Genomic DNA, 20,595 nt, shown 5'->3' on the forward strand with positions numbered 1-20,595 from the left:
TTCCGGCGCCCCGCACGTGCTGCTGCCCGAGGCCCCGATAAGGAAAAGCCCGCCAGGTTTGCACCTGGCGGGCTTTCGGTACATCAGGTCGGGCACGGCTGCCCGGGCGATTACTCCTGCCCCTGACTCGTCAGGAATTCCTCGTAATTGCCGCCGAAGTCGAACAGCGTCCCGTCCGTACGCACTTCGATGATCCGGTTCGCCAGCCCGCTCACGAATTCGCGGTCGTGCGACACGAAGATCAGCGTGCCTTCGAACTGCTCGAGCGCGATCTGCAGCGACTCGATCGACTCCATGTCCATGTGGTTGGTCGGCTCGTCCATCAGCAGCACGTTGTGGCGGCCGAGCATCAGCTTGCCCCAGATCATGCGGCCCTTCTCGCCGCCCGACAGCACCTTCACCGACTTCTTGATGTCGTCCGACGAGAACAGCAGGCGGCCCAGCGTGCCGCGCACCATCGTTTCGTCGTCGCCGTCCTTGCGGTACTGGTCGATCCAGTCCATCAGCGTGATGTCGTTCGGGAACTCCTCGTACGTGTCCTGCGGCATGTAGCCGACATTCGCGTTCTCGGACCACTTCACCGTGCCGTGATCGAGCTCGAGCGCGCCAAGCAGCGAACGCAGCAGCGTCGTCTTGCCCGCGCCGTTCTCGCCGATGATCGCGATGCGCTCGCCCGGCTGCACCGACAGGTTGAAGTTCTGGAAGATCGTGCGCTCGTACTTCTTCGTGATGTCTTCGGCCACCACCGCGACGTTGTGCAGCTTCTTCTCGAACTCGAAGCGAATGAACGGGTTCTGGCGCGACGACGGCTTGAATTCCTCGATCTTGATCTTGTCGATCTGCTTCGCGCGGCTCGTCGCCTGGCGGGCCTTCGACTTGTTCGCCGAGAAGCGGCGCACGAAGTCCTGCAGTTCGGCCACGCGCTCCTTCGCACGCGCGTTCGCCGCGGCCTGGCGCTCGCGCGCCTGTGCCGATGCGAGCATGTAGTCGTCGTAGTTGCCCGGCCAAACCTTCAGCGTGCCGTAGTCCATGTCGGCCATGTGCGTGCAGACCGAGTTCAGGAAGTGACGATCGTGCGAGATGATGATCATCGTCGAGTTGTACTCGTTGAGCGTGTGCTCGAGCCAACGGATCGAGTTGATGTCCAGGTTGTTGGTCGGTTCGTCGAGCAGCAGCACGTCCGGCTTCGAGAACAGCGCCTGCGCGAGCAGCACGCGCAGCTTCCAGCCCGGCGCGACGTCGGCCATCGTGCCGTTGTGGAACTTCTCCTCGATGCCGATGCCGAGCAGCAGCGCACCCGCGCGCGCCTCGGCGTCGTAGCCGCCGTATTCGGCGAACTTGCCTTCGAGCTCGGCCGCGTGCATGTAGTCGTCGTCGGTGGCTTCCGGGTTCGCGTAGATCGCGTCGCGCTCGGTCATCGCGGCCCACATCTCGGTGTGGCCCATCATCACGACGTCGAGCACGCGCACGTCTTCATACGCGAACTGGTCCTGGCGCAGCTTGCCCAGGCGCACGTTCGGCTCCAGCGCGACGTTGCCGGCGCTCGGCTCGAGGTCGCCGCCCAGGATCTTCATGAAGGTCGACTTGCCGCAGCCGTTCGCGCCGATCAGACCATAGCGGTTGCCCTCGCCGAATTTGACCGAGATATTCTCGAACAAGGGCTTCGGCCCGAATTGCATCGTGATGTTGGCAGTAGAAAGCACGGCAGGTCCCGTAAGAGAGAAATCGACGGAAAACCGTGTATTTTAGCAGGTGTCGGAGAAACTGCCGACCGCCCTGTTCCGGCCCCGCCGGCCGGGCCGCCGCGCGCGGCGCCGGCACGGCCTATGACACCGTCACTTGCCGGCCTTCGCCGCCGCCTTCTGCGCCGCCTTGGCCTTCATCTGCCCGAACAGCTCCGAGCACGGCACGTCGCGGTTATTGCTCGGCGCGATCAGCGGAATCAGCGCCGCGAACGGATTGATCAGGCCCAGACCGACCATCGCGCCGGCGCGCAGCGCGAGCGCGCCGGCGTCGACGCCGACCTTCGGATTCTTGAACGTGCCCTTGGCGTACAACGGCGAACGCAACGAGAAGATCCGGAAACCCTTCGTATGCGGATGGATCTTCAGGTCGATCGATTCGTCGCGCAGGTTGATCGGGCCGTCGACGTTGATCAGCGCGTCGTCCGTATCGAGCGCGAACACCTTCGGGTCGAGCATGCCGTCGCTCGCGACGAAGTCGATCGCCGCGCAGTTGATGTTCACGTCGCGGGAGCCGAACAGCTTCTCGTAGACGACGTTCGCGACGTTCAGCCCCGCCGCCTCCATCAGCAGCAGGCTGATGCGGCCATTCGTGACGAGCGCCTTCACTTCGCCGGTCGACGTCGCCGCGAGCGCGGCGGGTGAGTTGCCGGTCGCCGACAGCGACGCGTCGCCGTTGATTTCGCCGAACGCGGTCTGCATCACCTTCTGCGTCGGGAACAGCTGCTTCAGCCTCAGGTGACGCGCAGCCAGCGTAAAGCGGCCCTTGAGCGGCGTGCGGCTGCCGTCGAGTTGCGCGTTCGTCGCGAGCGTGCCGCCCGCCACGCCGAACTGCAGCGGTTCGAGCGACAGCACGCCGTCCTGCAGCAGGATGTGCGTGTACAGGTCGGTGATCGGCAGTTGCGGGCTCTTGATCAGCTTGCGCCCGGTGAACTTCACGTCCGCGTCGATCGCGCTCCAGCGCTCGGTGCGAAACGTCGCGACCGGCAGCACGCGGTCCGGCGGCTGGCGCGTCGTGTCGCCGCGCTGGGCCTTGCTCGCGGCCGAGTCGGCACCGATCACCGGTGCGAGGTCGGAGAACTGCAGCAGGTTCGACACGAGTTCGCCCGACAGCTTCGGCCGCGGTTCGCGCTGCGCCCAGGTGAGCGTGCCGCCGAGATCGCTGCCGCCGACGCGGCCGTTGAAATTCTCGTAGCGGAACGTGCTCGCGTGCTGCTTGAAGTTGCCGATCAGGCGCCCCTCGGTCGCATACGGCGGCGTGTCGGGCAGCGTGATGCCCGTGATCTGGTAGAGGTGCGACATCGACGTGCCCTGCAGCCACAGACGCAGGTCAAGTGCCGCGAGATGCATCGGGTCGGTCAGCGTGCCGACGATCGCCAGCCGCGTGTCGCCGGCCTTCACGTCGGCCTGCAGCGGGAACGGCTGCGTCGTCTTCTCGATCGCCAGCACGCCGCCCACCTTGCCGGTGCCGCTGATCGGCACGTTCTTGTACCGGCCGTCGACCTTGAGCCCGAACGCATACGTCGGGCCGGCCGGCTTCGCGGCGGCAGCGGCGCCCGACGCAGCGGACGCCCCGCTCGCGCCGGATGCCGGCGCGGCCGTGGATGCGGAGGAAACCGAAGTAGCCGGAGCGGCAGCGGATGCACCCGACGCCGCGACGGCGGACGCCCCGCTCGCGCCTTGCGCCGCCGACGCACCCGACGCGGCCTCGGCACTCGCCTTCGCGCTCAGTCGCGCGGCGCCGCTCTTGCCGACGCGTTGCGCCGACGCCGCGCGCGACGTTTGCTCCTGCTCCTTCAGCACGTCGCCGAGCGGAATCGGCTGGCCGAGCGTATCGATCGCGACCGTGAGATCGGCCTTCGTGATCGCATCGCGATACGTGACGACGCCCTTGGCGAAACCGAAGCTGTCGAGCCGCACCTTCCACGGCGACGGCTGCGACGATTGCTTGAACTGGAAGGTCCACGTATTGCGGCCGTCGGCGAGCCGCTCGAGGTCGACCGCGGGATTGACGACATCGATCGACGGAATGACGATTTCGTGCGCGAGGAGCGGGAGAATCGCAAGATCGAAATGCGCGGCATCGAGCGTGACGAACTTGGGCCCCTTCGCCCAGTCCGGGTTGCCGATCTCGAGTTGCGTGGCGGAGAAACTCGGCCAGGGCACCCATGCGCGCCAGCCGGTCTCGCCGTCGGGGCGGCGCCAGCCGACCTTGAGATCGCCATTGATCGCGAACGGGCGGCCAAGTGCGGTACTCACTTGTTCGTTGACCCACGGTTTCGCGTGGTTCCAGTCGAACGTGAAGATGAAGATGCCGGCCGCCGCAATGACCAGTGCGACGATACCGACGATCCATGCAGCCGATTTGCCGATGGCTCGTGCTAGCGTCATGGCGGTTCCGTTGTTGTTCCGCAGAGTTTGCGCACGATGTCGGGCCAACTTGCGTGAGTGAATGAAGCACGACACCGGCGGCTTTTCAATGGGTATTATGGCGCACGCTGCAGCAACGCTTCGGCGCCATTAACGCTTTTTTTCATTTGTGACATGACAGCCCCAAACGGCCTCATCGATGCGCAGCACATCACGCGCCGCGACGCCAGCAGCGGCAAGACACTGCTCGCGCCGACCGACTTCAGCCTCGCCGCGGGATCGCGAATTGCTATCACGGGACCGTCGGGCTCCGGCAAGAGCGTGCTGCTGCGCGCGCTCGCGTTGCTCGACCCGCTCGACGGCGGTCATATCCTGTGGCGCGGCAAGCGGATCAGGCGCGGCGCGATTCCGCGCTACCGGCGCAGCATTGCCTACGTGCGCCAGCGGCCCGCGCAGATGGACGGGACCGTCGAAGCGCAATTGCGCTACCCGTATTCGCTCGCGATCTACCGCGACGTGACGTTCGACCGCGCACGCGCCGAAGCGCTCGCGGCACGCGCCGGTCGCGGCGCCGATTTCCTCGACAAGCGGGCGAGCGAACTGTCGGGCGGCGAAGCGCAGATCGCCGCGCTCCTGCGCGTGCTGCAGCTCGACCCCGACGTGCTGTTGCTGGACGAGCCGACGTCCGCGCTCGACCCCGACTCGACGCGCGCGATCGAAGCGCTTGTCGGCGCGTGGTTCGACGCGGCACCCGATGCACGTGCCTACATGTGGATCTCGCACGATCCGGCGCAAGCCGCCCGGATCGGCACGATGCGGCTCGTGATGCAGGCCGGCGTGCTGCACGCCGCGAACGCGATGGAGGCGCAGCAATGAGCCCCGCACTGCAGGACCTGAGCCTCGTCGACGTCGGGATCGCCGCCGCGCTCGTCGCGGTCAACGGCGCGATCTCGGCCGCGCTGTCGCTCGGCCTCGGGCGCAAGCTCGCGCTCGCCGCCGTGCGCACCGTCGTGCAGCTGCTGGCGATCGGCTACGTGCTCGGCTGGGTGTTCGGTCATCCGCACTGGACCGTCGTGCTGCCGCTCACGGCGTTGATGACGCTGATCGCAGGCTTCGCGGGCGCCGGCCGAGGCAAGCACACGTATCGCGGACAGCGCGTCGACAGCATCGCGTCGATCTGGCTCAGCAGCTGGTTCGTCGCGGCCGTCGGCCTGTTCGTCGTGATCCGCATTCATCCGTGGTACACGCCGCAATATGCGATCCCGATCCTCGGGATGATCCTCGGAAATACGCTCACGGGCGTGTCGCTCGGCGTCGAACGGATGATGGAGGAACTGACCGCGCGACGCGACCGCGTCGAGACGGCACTGGCGCTCGGTGCGACACGCTGGGAAGCCGCGCAGGACGCCGCGCGCCAGGCCGTGCGCGCGGGCATGCTGCCGACGCTCAACCAGATGGCCGTCGTCGGCGTCGTGAGCCTGCCGGGGATGATGACGGGCCAGGTGCTGGCCGGCCAGTCGCCGCTGCAGGCGGTGCGCTACCAGATCGTCATCATGTTCCTGATCGCCGCGGCGTCCGCGCTCGGCACCGTTGGCGCAGTGCTGATGACGTATCGCCGGTTGTTCTCGGCCGATCACCGCTTTCTTGCATCGCGGCTCGAGGAACGCGTGCCTTGACCCGCGGCGCCGCGACGCACGCGGCATCCGCGTGGCATGCGGTCAGCGGACAGCGCGGCGTTTGCCGATGGCCCGGCGCAACGCGGCCGTGACGTCGGCGTCGGGCGCCAGCCCGTCGACCGATGCGACGAGCCGAACCGCACGCGGCGTCGTCACATAGGCCTGCGCGCTGACGTAACCGCCGCTGCCGGCCGAGCGCGTCGTAACGACGAGCGCCTGCGGCGCACGCGCGCCGAGGTCGGCCGTGAACGCATCGGCGACGGTGCCGTCACGCGCATGCAGCACGCCGGTCACGTAGTCGTCCGTATCGAAGCCGGGTGCGGCATGCGCGGTCGAATACACGCGCACCGCATAACTGCCGGTCGAGCACGGTTCGAGCGCGCCGCTCGACACGACGGCGGACTGCTGTCGCGACGGCAGCTCGACTTTCTTCACGAAGCTGCAATCGTCGGCTGCCTGCGCATGGACAGCGACGAACGCAGCAACCGACAGCAGCACGCGCATGCAATGTTTCATCGAAATGTCGTTCGGGGAAGATGGGGGATGCCGGAAGGATAGCGTGACAGCCGCATGACGTCACGCAGGCCGCCGCGCGAATGGCCACGCTACCGGCTCGTGCCGGGCGCGACGAAGTCGAACATCGCTCAACGAAAAGGCCCGAAGCCACGCGCGACCATGCCCGGATCGCCCGGATGCGCATCGCGATGGTTGCGCGCGCACCGGACGCCTCACCGGCCGCGCACCCCGCTCAGTGCTTGATCGACACCGTCACCTTCGTGCCGTCGCTCATCGTGACGGACTTCGACCCGCCATTGGTCGAAATCGACACCCACTTGACCTGGCTCACCGACACGACGTCCGGGCATTGCAGCGACTTGCCGCCCGCGCTCACGTTGCGCGTGCCTTTCGGCGCGGCGGCCTGGAAGCTCATCTGCACGTTCGCGATCCCCTTCGCGTCGACCGACGGTGCGAGCCGCACCTGGGTCTGGCGCACCATCGCGCCGTTCGCGTCGCGCGGCAGATTGTCGGCGTTCGGGCATCCGTCGGGCATCGCGATCGCGCCACCCGGCGGCACCGACTTCCAGTTGAAGTCGTCCGTTTCGCCCGAGCGGATCTTGCGGGTCTCCTGCGTATTGCCGAAGGTCTTCGAGTCGACCTTGACGGTGTATTCGAGCTGCCCCGTCCCGCCGCCCTTCAGGCTACCCTTGACAGGCGGCGCCGCGAATACGCTCGCGCTGACGCACGCCGCCGCGAACACGGCAGACCACGATGCGGCGACTGACAAGCTGCGTTGGCTCATGCTGACCTCCTTGTAATGCGGCGGCACGCGCGTGCCGCGCGGTTTTCGATGCATGATGCGTTGCCAGTCTACCGCCAAGCGGCATGCAATGCGCCGCAAACGCATCGGGTGTTACCCCGCTTGCGTTCGCGAAGCCATATCCCGTACGTGCAATGCCGGCGCTCAGGAAAACGCCGGGCCGCCTCGCGTCTTCCGCCCCGAAGGAAGCCCCTCGGGGGCCTGGCGCAAAGCGACGGGTTCGGGGGCACTCAGAAGCCGCTCAGCACCAGCTTGCCGATCGCGCGCCCGGCCTCGAGCAGTTGGTGCGCGCGCCGCAGGTTCGCGGCGTTGATCGTGCCGAGCTGCTCACCGAGCGTCGTACGCAGCGTGCCGCCGTCGACGAGCCTCGCCACCTCGCTCAGGATCTTGTGCTGCTCGATCATGTCCGGCGTCTCGAACATCGCGCGCGTGAACATGAACTCCCAGTGAAACGCGGCGCTCTTCGCCTTCAGCAGCTCGACGGGAATCGGCTTCTCGTTCTCGACGATCGTGCAAATGCCGCCCTGCGGCCGGATTACTTCCGCCGCGGCAGGGAAATGACGATCCGTGTCGTTGAAGATCAGCACGTAGTCGACGTTCGCATGACCGATCTCGCGCAGTTGCGCGGGCAAGTCGCCGAAATGGTCGACCACCTCGTCCGCGCCGAGCGAGCGCACCCATTCGGCCGACGCCGGCCGCGACGCGGTCGCGATCACGTGCAGCTTGGCGAGCGTCTTCGCAAGCTGGATCGCGATCGAACCCACCCCGCCCGCACCGCCGATGATCAGCACCGACTTGCCCGCGTCCGCGCCCTGCGGCGACACGCGCAGCCGGTCGAACAGCGCCTCCCACGCGGTCAGCGCGGTGAGCGGCAACGCCGCCGACGCCGCGAAATCGAGCGAGCGAGGCTTGATCGCCGCGATCCGCTCGTCGACCGTGTGGAATGCGCTGTTCGCGCCGGGGCGCGTGATGCTGCCGGCATAGAACACCTCGTCGCCGGGCCGGAACATCGTCACCTCGGCACCGACCGCCACGACCGTGCCGGCCGCATCCCAGCCGAGCACGCGCGGGGTCTCCTCGACCTGCGGCTTCGGCGCGCGCACCTTGGTGTCGACCGGGTTCACGGAGATCGCCTCGACCTTCACCAGCAGATCGCGCGGGCCCGGCACGGGTTGCGGCAGTTCCACGTCGACGAGCGCCTGCGGGTCGTCGATCGGCAGATAACGGGTCAGTCCAACAGCTTTCATCACGAAACTCCTTCAGGGAAATCGGGCGGGCTGCGGCGCAGCCCCACGCATGTCATCGTAGGCGACCCAATCATTCGAGAAAACCGCTATATTTCCTGAAACATTTTCAGGAATTTCAGAATAATGGCGTCCGATCCGATTCCGGCCCCCAACAAGCCGCTCGACCTGCTCGACGTCGGCCTGTTCGTGCGTGCGGCGCTGCTCGCGAACGTGAGCGCGGCCGGGCGCGAGTTCGGCGTGTCGGCCGCGGTCGCAAGTGCGCGCATCGCGCAACTGGAGCGCCAGCTCGGCGCGCGGTTGCTGCATCGCACCACGCGCCGCATCAGCCTCACGCAGGACGGCGAAGTCTTCATGGCCCGCGCCGAGGCGCTGCTGTCGGCGGCCGACGCCGCGCGCGCGTCGGTCGGCCACGGCCGCAGCGAGCCGTACGGACGGCTGAAGGTGTCGATGTCGTCGTCGTTCGGCCGCCAGCACGTCGCGCCCGTGATTCCCGCATTCCTGCGCCGCTACCCGTCCGTGTCGCTCGACCTGCGGCTCTCCGACGAGATCGTCGACCTCGTCGACGACGGCTACGACGTCGCGATCCGCCTCGGCGCGCTGAAGGACTCGACGCTGGTCGCGCGCAAGCTCGCCACGAACCGGCGCGTGCTGTGCTGCTCGCCCGCGTATCTCGCCGAACACGGGACGCCGCGCCATCCGGCCGATCTCGCGCAGCACGAATGCGTGATCCTCGGCGACCAGCGCGACTGGTCGTTCGTCACGCCGCAAGGCCCGCTCACCGTGCGGGTCGGCGGCCGGCTCGTCGCGAGCAACGGCGAGGCGATCCGCGAAGCGCTCGTCGACGGCTTCGGCATCGCGATCAAATCGACCTGGGACGTCGGCCCGCTGCTCGCGAGCGGCGCGCTCGTCACGGTGCTCGATGATTACCCGTTCGCGAACGACGTCGCGATCTGGGCCGTCTATCCGAGCCGCGCGCACGTGCCGCTCAAGACGCTCGCGTTCATCGCGTTCCTGGCCGAACACTTCGGCGATCCGCCTTACTGGGATCGCGCGGACGAACGCTAGGCGCCATCCCGGGAGCGGAGCTTGCGGCGGCGCCAGACGGGCATCCGCGGCGATCCGGTCGCGCCCGGGCACCAACCGGCTACAATGGCGCGTTCGCGACGCGACGGCCCGACGCCGGACGGGGCCCGCGTTCGCAGGCGGCCGCATGCCGGCCGCGCACGCGTTTCATTCGCTTCCAATCATTCCGTCATGACCCACAACCTCGTCATCCAGAGTCTCGCGCCGTTGTCGGACGCACATCACAAACCGCTGCTCGCGCTGTCGCGCGGCACCCGCATCGTGCAGACCGACGATCACGCGTTGCGTATCGAAAACGCAAACCCCGCGCAGCGGCTCGACATCGACGCGTATTGCGGCACGCACGCGCTCGACTTCGGCTTCGTCGAAGCCGGCCGTACGCTCGGCGAGTTCGGGCTCGTCGTGATGGACATGGATTCGACGCTGATCACGATCGAATGCATCGACGAGATCGCCGATTTCTGCGGGCTGAAGACGCAGGTCGCGGAGATCACCGAGGCATCGATGCGCGGCGAGATCCGCGACTTCAACGAAAGCCTCACACGTCGCGTCGCGCTGCTCGCGGGGCTCGATGCGCAGGCGCTCGAGCGCGTGTACGAGGAACGGCTGCAACTGTCGCCGGGCGCGGAGACGATGCTCGCCGGCGTGAAGGCCGCGGGACTGAAGACGCTGCTCGTGTCGGGCGGCTTCACGTTCTTCACCGAGCGCTTGAAGGCGCGCCTCGGCCTCGACTACGCGCACGCCAATACGCTCGAGATCGTCGACGGCAAGCTGACCGGCAAGGTGCTCGGCGAAATCGTCAACGCGGACGTGAAGGCGCGCATGCTGCGCGAAACCTGCGCATCGCTCGGCCTCGAGCCGCGCCGCGCGATCGCGATGGGCGACGGGTCGAACGATCTGAAGATGATGGCCGAAGCCGGGCTGTCGGTCGCGTTCCACGCAAAGCCCGTTGTGCGCGACGCGGCCACCGTCGCATTCGACCACGTGGGCCTCGACGGGCTGCTGCGGCTGTTCTGATTTCCGGTCGGCGCGCACCGCCCATGAAAAAACGCCCGCGCGATGTTGCATCGCGCGGGCGTTTCGTTTTTCCGCTTCGGTTCCGTTATCGGCCGAGCGTAGCCTGCAGCGCGCGCTCGATGTCCGCACGCAGGTCGGCTTCGTCTTCGAGACCGACATAGAAGCGCACCAGCGTGCCGCGATGCGGCCACTCCGCACGCATCGACGCCACGTCGTAAGGCATCGCGAGGCTGCATGCACCGCCCCAGCTCCAGCCGATCGCGAACAGCTCGAGCGCCTCGACGAAACGATCGATCTGCTCGCTGCTGTAGCGCTCATCGAACACCACCGAGAACAGCCCGCCCGCGCCGGTGAAGTCGCGCACGAACGATGCGTGCCCCGGACAGTCCGGCAGCTGCGGATGCAGCACGGCCGCGATCTCCGGGCGTGCCTTCAACCATTGCGCGAGCGCGAGCGCGCTCTTGCCGTGCGCGTCGAAACGCACCTGCATGCTCGGCAGGCTGCGCAGCACGAGCGAGCAATCATCGACCGAGACGCCGATCCCGCAGCGCATCCGCGCGAGCTTCAGTTGCGCGTGCAGCGCCGCGTTCGCGGTAATGGTCGCGCCCATCAGCACGTCGCTGCCGCCCGATTGATACTTGGTCAGCGCCTGCACCGAGATGTCGACGCCATGCTCGAACGGCTTGAACGCGAGGCCGGCCGAATACGTGTTGTCGATCGCGGTGACGACGCCGCGCGCCTGTGCGACCGTCGTGATCGCGCGCACGTCGGGCACTTCCATCGTCACCGAGCCCGGCGCCTCGATCCAGATCAACCGCGTGTTCGGCTGGATCAGGTCGGCAATGCCGGCACCGACGAGCGGATCGTAGAAGCGCGCGACGATGCCGAAATCCTTCGCGAGCCAGTTGCCGAAATCGGCGTTCGGCCCGTAGACGTTGTTCGGGATCAGCACGTCGTCGCCCGCCTTCACGATCCCGAAATAGACGTTCATGATCGCCGCGAGGCCAGACGGCTGCAACAGCGCATGCGTGCCGCCCTCGATCTCGGCGAGCCGCTGCGCGAGCACGAGCGACGTCGGCGTTGCGTGCAGTCCATAGCGCCACTGATTGTCGTTGTGCCAGACCAGCGCGCGCATCGTCGCGAGATCGGGGAACACGACCGTCGATGCACGCTCGACCGGCGGGACGAACGAACGGAAGCCTTCCGGAATGATGTCGTCGGGTTGAACGATGCGGGTCTGGAGTGCGCGCTTCGAAGTGGATGCAGTCATGGCTGGAGACCGGGGGAAAGGCCGTTCGGTTGCGGAATATGTGGCTAGAGTAGCCAAAATCGGCGCGCTTGGCCCGGTACAATGCGCGCCGCGCGCACCGAGCCAGCGCGCGCTCAGTTGGTGGTGCGCAGGTCGACGATGCCGCCGACCGTCTCGATTTCCTGTACGCGGCCGTCGCGCACCTGCAGTGCCGCGCGCTTGCCCGGCGCCGGGCGCAGCACGACGGGTTGCGGATCCGATTCGTCCGAGTTCATCCGGTCGGCCTTCAGGTCGCCCGTCGCGTCGAAGCGGCCGATCCACACGCCCGTGATGTTCGTGCCGTCGTTCGATTCCTCGATTTCGAGCGTGTCTCCGTCGCGATCGCCGGCGAGCAGCACCACTTCGCCCGTGTCCGTGAACTGGTATTCGCCGTGCACGCCTTCCTCGTCCGTCTTCGGCCCGAGATGCACGACGATCGGCCGGTCGCCGAGCGTGCCCTCGTAGCGCGGCAGGCGGGCGAATTCCGGATTCGGCCGCAGCGGCCGCGCGGGCGCCGCTTCATCCTGCTGCGCGCCCGCCGCGACGGTCTGCGCCGCGACCACGCCCGGCATCGCGAGGCCCGCCGCCAGCACACTGGCGATCACCAGCGCCCGTTGCCATTCGGAATATCGACCCACCTTGTGTTGCTCCTTGCTTCAGATTCGCTCGAAAAACGCGGCGCCATGCTGCCTGCCGCCGATGGTCATCGTCACGCACGCGTGGCCACGACCGGCGTGCGTGATCCGCGTCAGCCCTGCATCAGGCGTTCCACCGCCTCGCGCAGCGGAATCGGCGCGACCGCGCCGTAACCCGTCGTCGACAGCGCCGCCGCCGCGTTCGCATAACGCGCGGCCGCGAACGGATCGTCGCCCGCGACGATCCGTGCAACGAACGCGCCGCCGAAGCAGTCGCCCGCGCCCGTCGCGTCGACGGCCTCGACCGCGAAGCCCGGCACCACACGCCGTTCGTTCGGGGTCGCCACGTACGCGCCTTCCTTGCCGAGCTTCAGCGCGACGACCCGCGGCCCGTGTTCGAGCATCGCATCGACGATCGCGTCGCGATCGTTCGCGCCCGTGAGCGCCGTGACGTCGTCCCAGCTCGGCAGGCAGATGTCCGTCTGGCGCAGCGCTTCGCGCATCACCGCGCGGGCACGCGGCAGCGGCCACAGTTTCAGGCGCAGGTTCGTATCGAAGCTGACCTGCGCGCCGTTGCTGCGCGCGTGATCGATCGCCGCGAACGCGGCGTCGCACGCGGCCGTGCTGATCGCGAGGCTGATGCCCGACAGGTGCACGGCCTTCGCCGCCGCCAGTGCATCGAGCGGCAGGTCGGCCACCGCATAGCGGCTCGCCGCCGAGCCCGCGCGCAGATAGTCGAACTGGTGACCATCAGCGCCGTGCGTGACGAAATACACGCCGGTCGGCGCCGAGCGGTCGATCCGCACGTACGTCGTGTCGACGCGCTCCGCCGCCCACATGTCGGCCAGCAAGCGGCCGAACGGATCGTCGCCGATCGCGGACACGAAGCCCGTCGACGCACCCTGGCGCGCCGCGGCGATGCAGAAGTTCGACGTGTCGCCGCCAAAGCCCTGCAGGAACTCCGGACGCCCCGGCTGCGACTGGTTGAATTCGATCATCGCCTCGCCGAGCGCGAGGATCTCCGGAAACGCGGCGGTCATCGCTTAAACCTCGCCCCACAGGTCGTGGCCGTCCGCGCCGGTGATCTTCACCGACACGAAATCGCCGACCTTGTAGCGCTTCGACGCCTTCGTCGCCGGTTCGACGTAGACGACCCCGTCGATCTCCGGCGCATCCGCCGCCGTGCGGCCGATACCGCCTTCCTCGCCGACTTCGTCGATCAGCACCTTGAGGGTCTTGCCGACCTTGCGCTGGATGCGGTTCGCCGACACTTCCTCGGCGACTTCCATGAAGCGCGCGCGGCGTTCTTCGCGAACGTCGTCCGGCAGTGCGCCGTCCAGGTCGTTCGCCGTCGCGCCTTCGACCGGCGAATAGGCAAAGCAGCCGACGCGATCGAGTTCCGCCTCGCGGATGAAGTCGAGCAGCGTTTCGAACTGCTCTTCCGTCTCGCCGGGGAAGCCGGCGATGAACGTGCTGCGGATCGTCAGGTCCGGGCAGATCTCGCGCCACTTCTGCACGCGCTCGAGCACCTTCTCGGCGTTCGCCGGGCGCTTCATGCGCTTCAGCACTTCCGGATGCGCGTGCTGGAACGGCACGTCGAGATACGGCAGCACGTGGCCCTTGAACGGGCCTTCGGCCATCAGCGGAATGACTTCGTCGACGCTCGGATACGGGTACACGTAGTGCAGGCGCACCCATGCACCGTACTGCGCGGCGAGTTCGCCGAGCGCGGCGACCAGGTCGGTCATGCGCGTCTTGATCGGCTTGCCGTTCCAGAAGCCCGTGCGGTACTTCACGTCGACGCCGTACGCGCTCGTGTCCTGCGAGATCACGAGCAGTTCCTTCACGCCCGACTTGAACAGGTTCTCCGCCTCGAGCATCACTTCCGCGACCGGGCGCGACACGAGGTCGCCGCGCATCGACGGAATGATGCAGAACGTGCAGCGGTGGTTGCAGCCTTCGGAAATCTTCAGGTACGCATAGTGGCGCGGCGTGAGCTTGATGCCGGCGGCCGGCACGAGGTCGACGAACGGGTCGTGCGGCTTCGGCAGATGCGAGTGCACGGCCTGCATCACTTCACCCACCGCGTGCGGGCCGGTGACGGCGAGCACCTTCGGGTGGACTTCCTCGATGAGGTTCGAGCCGCTGGCACTCGACTTCGCGCCGAGGCAGCCGGTGACGATCACCTTGCCGTTCTCGGTCAGCGCTTCGCCGATCGCGTCGAGGCTTTCCTGCACGGCCTCGTCGATGAAGCCGCAAGTGTTGACGACGACGAGGTCGGCACCGTCGTAGGTGCCGGAGATTTCATAACCTTCGGCGCGCAGTTGGGTGATGATTTGTTCGGAGTCGACGAGCGCCTTGGGGCACCCGAGGGATACCATACCTATACGCGGTGCCGATGAAATTTTTTGAGACATCTGGGAGTGTGGGGCTTGGCAGCAAAAGCGAGAGTTTACAGCTATTTACGGTTCAGCGACCCAAAACAAGCGGCCGGCGGCAGCATAGACCGCCAGCTTGAGTACGCAGCCCGCTGGGCGGCCGATCACGATCTGGAACTCGATGCATCCCTATCACTTCGGGACGAGGGGCTGTCGGCCTACCACGAGCGCCACGTCCGCCAAGGCGCGCTCGGGGTGTTTCTGCGCGCCGTCGAGGACGGACAGGTGCATGCCGGCTCGGTGCTGATCGTAGAGGGTCTGGATCGGTTGAGCCGCGCCGAGCCCCTACAAGCACAGGCGCAGCTCGCGCAAATCGTAAACGCCGGCATCACCGTAGTAACGGCCAGCGACGGGCGGGAGTACAACCGTGAGCGCCTCAAGGCGCAACCGATGGATCTCGTATACAGCTTGTTGGTCATGATCCGGGCACACGAAGAATCGGATACGAAGAGCAAGCGCGTCAAGGCGGCGATCCGCCGGCAGTGTCAGGGCTGGATCGCCGGCACGTGGCGCGCGCCGATTCGGGCCGGGAAGGATCCGCAGTGGGTCCGGGAAGGTGAAGGCGGCGGGTTCGAGCTGATACCGGAGCGCGCCGCGGCAGTTCGCCTGGTCGTCGAAATGTTCAAACAGGGGCACGGTGCCGTTCGGACGATTCGCGAACTAAGCGAGCGCGGGCTCGCAGTTACCGAGAGCGGCCGCATGGCCGCGTCGCACATCTACAAGATCCTCGCAAACCGGATGCTGGTCGGCGAAAAGTCCGTGGAGGTCGACGGCGAGACGTTCCGCCTCGAGGGATATTACCCAGCCCTGCTCTCCGCCGCCGAGTTTGCCGAACTACGCTATCTCGCGGAGCAACGCGGCAGGCGCAAAGGTAAGGGAGAGATTCCCGGCGTTGTAACCGGGCTCGGTATCACTTACTGCGGATACTGCGGCGCAGCAATCGTGGCGCAAAACCTCATGAGTCGCAAACGTATGGCAGACGGGCGCCCCGCTCCGGGTCATCGCCGACTGCACTGCGTCACGTACAGCACAGGCGCCGGCTGCAAAGTCAGCGGGAGCTGCAGCGTTGTCCCGGTCGAACGCGCGCTGATGCTGTATTGCTCAGACCAGATAAATTTGACTCGGTTACTCGAAGGCGACGCGGGTACGGCGACGGTGAGCGCACAGCTGGCCCGAGCGCGCCAGCGCGTCGCGGAACTCGAAGCACAGGTTCAGCGCGTCACGGATGCGTTGCTGCTGGACGACGGCGAAGCCCCTGCAGCCGTGTTGCGCCGCGTCCGCGAGCTCGAAAGTCAGCTCGCGAGCGAGCGCCGCCACATCGACTCGTTCGAGCACCAACTCGCCGCGTCGGCTTCGAACGTAGCACCGGCCGCAGCAGACGCGTGGCGGGAGTTGGTGAATGGCGTCGAGCACCTCGACTACGACGCGCGCATGCTCGCTCGCCAACTAGTGGCGGACACATTCTCGCGGATCGTGGTCTACCAGTCCGGATTTCAACCGGACGTAGCCGACGGAACCATCGGGTTGCTTCTCATTGCGAAGCGAGGCACTACACGTTTGCTCCACGTCGATCGGAAAACTGGCGAGTGGCGTGCAGCAGAAGACGTTAATTTGCCGGACCGCCATCCAATGTGAAATCCGATTGTCAGTGCCCTTCGGCCGGATTTGAAGTCCGACTCCACTGTATGCAAGATCAGTTGACAGGCAGCAGACTCGCATCGCGATGCGGGTCGGTGAGATCGTCAATGCTGTTGATGTGTACAGTGGCACTACATGCGAAGGCAGAAAAACACACACCCGTTTCGGCATCAGATGTGGACTGCATGCTTGAGGAGGAACGTCCTCCAATATTCAATGACGACTCGAGTAAAGTCGTGCAACTGCATAGTTGTTTCATCCGAAAGCACGATGCTAATCGTAGGGTATTCGGCATCGTTCCAATGGTAGTGTCCGTCTTTGTCCTCATATACCTCGACAAATTTCGCCTTGTGATGCTGGACGTCACGTGTCTTGACCGGTCGAGGCAATCTCGTTCGTCGGTCACGAAGGACAAAATGCTTCGATGTATTCGCGATTTCATGGGCCGCAACAAGAGAGGGAATCGCGCTCCACTCATCGAAAAAAGGTCGCTGGTCTTCGTCGCTAATCTTGCCAAGTTGCTCTAACGCATAGTCACGCATTGCACTGGCAGTAACGCAGAAATTGAAAAAGTGATCTGCCTTAGCTACGGGATCGGTCGAGCCGAAAGTGCGGCGAGACTCGCGTTCCAGCTTCCGGTATAGATCAGCAACCGTGGCGAGAGTTGGTGCCAGTGACATTGCCATCGCCTCCAATCATTGTTGTACTTCAGCGGCAACAGGATTGCCATCTGCTGGCTCCGCGGCCATGTCCTCCGCGGGCTATAGCTGCAGCATCGCACGCGCGGCATAGACGCCCGGCATCGTCGGCCACTCTTCCCAGTCGTCCCGGCCGCAAGATTACGACCGACCGCTTCTTGGTGCCAGACTTGTGCATCCGAGAAACGTCACGTTATTCGACTCGAACCCACGGCACAGGAATCACCATCCTTGAATATTTCACATATATTTCGATTGCCAATAATGAAATATTGGAATATGCGGCGTCGCGAGAAACTTGTCTGGCCTAGCACAATCCCCTCATCTTCAAGAAAAATTTAGGTTCTATGCGGACTTCCATGGACGCAACGCGGCGCTCCGAGCGCTTGGTCGTAACCATTGCATGAGCAAACGCTCGTATTACGCGAGGAAGGTGTCAATTGATGTCAGAAGATCGTTTAGGTCAGGGATACGGTCTCTCAGACCCATATATACATGGTCATAATCAAGCGCATGGATCGTTCCGTCCGCACTACCTTTCGTGTACGTCTTGCCCCCCAACTGGTAGGCAGCGATCATATCGTCAGCGGGTGCTGGCCTGTCAGACATATCGTCGGCCATAGGGTTAAAGCCCAGTGCTCCGTGTATAGCAGCAGCTGTTATTGCCGGATCAATTTTAGGGAAATGCATATGTTCAGAAAGAAACCATGCCTCTATTTCCATGATTGATAAAATAAACTGAACAGGTGCGAGCTTCGTCTTGATAGCGTACTGCATCGCCCTCCTTAGTAATGGAACATCGGTCTTAGTAAAATTCGGGAATACGTCTCTGATGCCTATTATTTTTTCGTAACCATTGTCGCTTAACGACGCATGCTCTTCCCTCACGCGTTGTGCGACTAGCTGCTCACCGCCACAGTCAACAATAAGCACATAATGCGATATACCGTTTATTTCAGTGGGAACTTGTAGCTCAACGTATCGCTTAGCCACCTTCCCGTCTCGCCCACCGCCGCGAATTTTACGATGCTGAATAGCAAGTTGCTTTTTTTCCGCGATCTCACGAATTAATCTGTCAACGAACAATAATTCAGTATATCCTTCCACAAAAATCGCCAATCTACGCATCGCGCCCCTCTTCGTCGTCGGCTTCTCGCGCCATCTCGACAGCGTTCATTTCAAAGAAAGAAAAATTACTAAGCCCCGTGAACTTAAATTCATCGAACGCAGCTTTCGAGTTTTCTTTGTTTCTCACATGAACCGTACTACCCTCTCGATGCAAAACCGTCCACTCGTCGAGCGGAACATGATTCATCACGAATTTATCATTTGTCGACATTATCAGTTGAAACTCATGCTGCTGCGACTTACTTCGAAGCAATTCGATCAGCCTACATGAGCGGTCAAAATCCAGCCCCTCCCCAATATCATCGACCAATACTGTGCTAACAGCACCTTTGAATTTCGCGAAATTCACGTGGATCAATAATGCAAGCACGCGAAACATGCCTGTCGACATTCCTAATTGATCCGTCACGCCTGACAAGCCAGTCTCGTGAACGCACAAGGAAACAGGCTGTTGCGGACCAAATCCATTGACTCGGATTGTTACCGGAGGAGCCAAATCAATTTTATCGACGGCATAGTCAAGCAATGACATATCTTTTTTGATCGATTCGACGAATTCATCGCCAAATAATTTTTTTCCCTCTCTAAATATCCCCGCCACCGCATTTTGGTCGCGAATATCGACAGGTTGCGCTCCCGGCACAAAGACAGCCAACGCACCTTGCACAATTCCAGCAAACTGATAATATCGAAGCGAGTCCGCCCATTCAAACAATGGCTCGATAAAACTATGCTGCACAACATCTCGCCGCGCCGTTGCCGCAAGGATATTTGGAGGAAGCTGAAAGTCGATCACCTCTCCTATTTTCTCAGCGAAGATCGTCCCGAATCCGCCAGCGCCGCGAGAGAGATATTCTTTTTCTCCAATAACAATCCGTTCGCGCTCAACTTCGCCTTCGTTAAACCGAACCTCATATGTATATGCATGTTCGCCATGATCGAATTCGACGAAATATTCACCTGCTAATCCGGGTGGTTGTCGTCCCGACAGGTTCCTCGCGAGCGAGGCAAGTACATTAATTGATCTCGTCTTGCCGGCCGCATTCTTTCCGACAACGAGCATCCTTGGCCCATAAGTAATTTTTTCGAGGCACCAGAACTGCGGACTATCCGCGTACTCTTGGTATGTGAGGGATTTAAGACGCATTATTTCTCCTCATCCGCGCAAGCTGCAGAAGCGCGGGAACAGTAGGTCATCAACAGTATGAGAGTGTAGCTCAATTGGCAAGCTTTCCCTTCCTCGAGAAATGCGATAATCACGCCGACAGCTTCAGTGCTCCCAGCGCCACCATCAACGACGGTGTGCTCGTTGCCTTCACCTGCACCCGGCGAGTAAGCCATGGTTAGCGAATAGGAAGCTACAGAGAGTTTCTGCACTGGGATGACGTCGTAGGCTTCATCAGGCGATGCCTTGACGACCTTGTAGCCACCCCGATAGCAGTTTCCGACTGTCGTCGCAGCACAACTGTGAACCCATAGCCGCCCCTGTTGAAACGTGTCGCCCTAATCAACGCGTACGCCCGACATGTCTGCGGACAAGGGGCTACTCCGAGCCGGTCACCGAAGTTCCCCTCAATCCGCAACGGGCCCTAATTTAGCCGTCCTCAGCCCCCGGTTCGGCCACCATCTGGTCCGCCGGGAAGAGCTGCAGCATCGCGCGCGCGGCCTCGACATTCGGTGTCGTCAGCCATTCCTCCCAGTCGTCCGGTCGCAGGATCACGACTGACCGCTTCTCGTCGCCGGGTCGGTGCATGTGCTTCATGAGCGGGTGCTCGTCGCCGCTCACCGTGATCATCGCCATGGTGTGGTGCTCAGTGCCGTCCGGCCGCTGCAGCGTGCGCCAGATGCCGGCGACGCACATCGGCCGCCAGCCTGCCAGGCCGATCCGATAGCGCACGTGCTTGCCCGTCTCCCAGTTCGGCTCGTAGATCCACTTGGCCGGAATCAGGCAGCGACGCCCGGCGCGCCATGCAGGCCCATATAGAGGCGACTTCCCGAGGTTGTCGTCGCGCACGTTCATAGTGCTCCGGATGATGGGCGGCTTGCGGCCCTGCTCCTTCGCCTTCTCGACATTGGCTTTTTGCAGCGCGCGCGGCCAGAAACCGAAGCCGGCGATCAGCGGCTTGAACTTCCCGTCGATGCTCGCCACGATCGGCGCGTCATAGTCCTGGTAGATCTCAGGCTTCCACGGAAAGTCGCGGTACAGATCGCTGAACGGCTCGATCCGCAGTTCGCGAATCTCGTAGTCCTCATTCGGCGCCCGGTAGTTTGTACACACTATCCGCCCCCATTTATTCGATCTTGACTCACGTAGCTT

Annotated in this window: 18 protein-coding genes; 5 read left to right on the forward strand and 13 right to left on the reverse strand. The window is 64.0% G+C overall.

The genetic code is table 11. From position 1 onward, the window contains the following. Window positions 1–110: 110 nt before the first annotated feature. Both WS75_RS23220 and WS75_RS23225 read right to left on the reverse strand, forming a co-directional pair. Complete coding sequence (locus tag WS75_RS23220; RefSeq protein ID WP_059683550.1) at window positions 111–1,703, reverse strand: ABC-F family ATPase; 1,593 nt, start codon at window positions 1,701–1,703, stop codon at window positions 111–113. Between the two features lie 132 nt (window positions 1,704–1,835). Then, entirely contained in the window at window positions 1,836–4,133 is a 2,298-nt protein-coding gene (locus WS75_RS23225; RefSeq protein WP_059683553.1) for an AsmA family protein, read from the reverse strand. A 153-nt stretch (window positions 4,134–4,286) separates the two neighbouring features. On the opposite strand from WS75_RS23225, the gene WS75_RS23230 reads away from it, so the two are divergent. Continuing rightward, window positions 4,287–4,988 (forward strand): ABC transporter ATP-binding protein, encoded by a 702-nt coding sequence (locus tag WS75_RS23230; RefSeq protein WP_059683555.1) that lies wholly within the window; start codon window positions 4,287–4,289, stop codon window positions 4,986–4,988. Then, complete coding sequence (locus WS75_RS23235) at window positions 4,985–5,788, forward strand: ABC transporter permease (protein ID WP_059683557.1); 804 nt, start codon at window positions 4,985–4,987, stop codon at window positions 5,786–5,788. Before WS75_RS23230 ends, WS75_RS23235 begins: the two co-directional genes overlap by 4 nt. 42 nt (window positions 5,789–5,830) lie before the next feature. Here the strand turns inward: WS75_RS23235 and WS75_RS23240 are convergent, their stop codons facing one another. The 3 genes from WS75_RS23240 to WS75_RS23250 all read right to left on the reverse strand — a co-directional run bounded on the left by WS75_RS23240 (window position 5,831) and on the right by WS75_RS23250 (window position 8,353). Next, entirely contained in the window at window positions 5,831–6,304 is a 474-nt protein-coding gene (locus WS75_RS23240; RefSeq protein ID WP_059683559.1) for a PliI family lysozyme inhibitor of I-type lysozyme, read from the reverse strand. Between the two features lie 232 nt (window positions 6,305–6,536). Beyond that, window positions 6,537–7,088, reverse strand: a complete 552-nt coding sequence (locus tag WS75_RS23245; RefSeq protein ID WP_059683744.1) for a DUF6013 family protein — start codon at window positions 7,086–7,088, stop codon at window positions 6,537–6,539. A gap of 248 nt (window positions 7,089–7,336) precedes the next feature. Beyond that, window positions 7,337–8,353 (reverse strand): zinc-binding alcohol dehydrogenase family protein, encoded by a 1,017-nt coding sequence (locus WS75_RS23250; protein ID WP_059683562.1) that lies wholly within the window; start codon window positions 8,351–8,353, stop codon window positions 7,337–7,339. Window positions 8,354–8,476: 123 nt separating this feature from the next. On the opposite strand from WS75_RS23250, the gene WS75_RS23255 reads away from it, so the two are divergent. Together WS75_RS23255 and serB are read left to right on the forward strand one after the other, a co-directional pair. Continuing rightward, complete coding sequence (locus tag WS75_RS23255; protein ID WP_059683564.1) at window positions 8,477–9,418, forward strand: LysR family transcriptional regulator; 942 nt, start codon at window positions 8,477–8,479, stop codon at window positions 9,416–9,418. Window positions 9,419–9,607: 189 nt separating this feature from the next. After that, window positions 9,608–10,453 carry a phosphoserine phosphatase SerB gene (gene serB / locus WS75_RS23260; RefSeq protein WP_059683565.1) on the forward strand — a complete coding sequence of 282 codons (846 nt, stop codon included), beginning with the start codon at window positions 9,608–9,610 and terminating at the stop codon, window positions 10,451–10,453. Window positions 10,454–10,538: 85 nt separating this feature from the next. Here the strand turns inward: serB and WS75_RS23265 are convergent, their stop codons facing one another. The 4 genes from WS75_RS23265 to rimO form a co-directional block, all read right to left on the reverse strand. Then, the gene (locus tag WS75_RS23265; protein ID WP_059683567.1) at window positions 10,539–11,723 is read right to left on the reverse strand and encodes a cystathionine beta-lyase; all 1,185 of its coding nucleotides are present in this window, start codon (window positions 11,721–11,723) and stop codon (window positions 10,539–10,541) included. A gap of 113 nt (window positions 11,724–11,836) precedes the next feature. Continuing rightward, the gene (locus WS75_RS23270; RefSeq protein ID WP_059683569.1) at window positions 11,837–12,379 is read right to left on the reverse strand and encodes a hypothetical protein; all 543 of its coding nucleotides are present in this window, start codon (window positions 12,377–12,379) and stop codon (window positions 11,837–11,839) included. A gap of 110 nt (window positions 12,380–12,489) precedes the next feature. Continuing rightward, window positions 12,490–13,416 carry a sugar kinase gene (locus WS75_RS23275; protein ID WP_059683572.1) on the reverse strand — a complete coding sequence of 309 codons (927 nt, stop codon included), beginning with the start codon at window positions 13,414–13,416 and terminating at the stop codon, window positions 12,490–12,492. Window positions 13,417–13,419: 3 nt separating this feature from the next. After that, window positions 13,420–14,793: a 30S ribosomal protein S12 methylthiotransferase RimO gene (gene rimO, locus WS75_RS23280; protein ID WP_179948941.1), complete on the reverse strand. Its 1,374-nt coding sequence runs from the start codon at window positions 14,791–14,793 to the stop codon at window positions 13,420–13,422. Window positions 14,794–14,808: 15 nt separating this feature from the next. On the opposite strand from rimO, the gene WS75_RS23285 reads away from it, so the two are divergent. Continuing rightward, window positions 14,809–16,449, forward strand: coding sequence for a recombinase family protein (locus WS75_RS23285; protein ID WP_059683749.1), 1,641 nt, complete (start codon window positions 14,809–14,811; stop codon window positions 16,447–16,449). 173 nt (window positions 16,450–16,622) lie between these two features. On the opposite strand, the gene WS75_RS23290 is transcribed toward WS75_RS23285, so the two are convergent. From WS75_RS23290 to WS75_RS23310, 4 genes are all read right to left on the reverse strand, one after another. Next, entirely contained in the window at window positions 16,623–17,132 is a 510-nt protein-coding gene (locus tag WS75_RS23290) for a hypothetical protein (RefSeq protein ID WP_156429854.1), read from the reverse strand. 438 nt (window positions 17,133–17,570) lie between these two features. Then, the gene (locus WS75_RS33785) at window positions 17,571–18,278 is read right to left on the reverse strand and encodes a hypothetical protein (RefSeq protein WP_156429855.1); all 708 of its coding nucleotides are present in this window, start codon (window positions 18,276–18,278) and stop codon (window positions 17,571–17,573) included. Further along, window positions 18,271–19,425, reverse strand: coding sequence for an AAA family ATPase (locus WS75_RS33790; protein WP_156429856.1), 1,155 nt, complete (start codon window positions 19,423–19,425; stop codon window positions 18,271–18,273). The genes WS75_RS33785 and WS75_RS33790 overlap by 8 nt, the downstream gene beginning before the upstream one ends. A 447-nt stretch (window positions 19,426–19,872) precedes the next feature. Further along, complete coding sequence (locus tag WS75_RS23310) at window positions 19,873–20,556, reverse strand: SOS response-associated peptidase family protein (RefSeq protein WP_059683582.1); 684 nt, start codon at window positions 20,554–20,556, stop codon at window positions 19,873–19,875. Window positions 20,557–20,595 lie beyond the last annotated feature (39 nt).

It is taken from the genome of Burkholderia sp. FL-7-2-10-S1-D7, from assembly GCF_001524185.1.
GTDB classification, from domain to species: Bacteria; Pseudomonadota; Gammaproteobacteria; order Burkholderiales; family Burkholderiaceae; genus Burkholderia; species Burkholderia diffusa.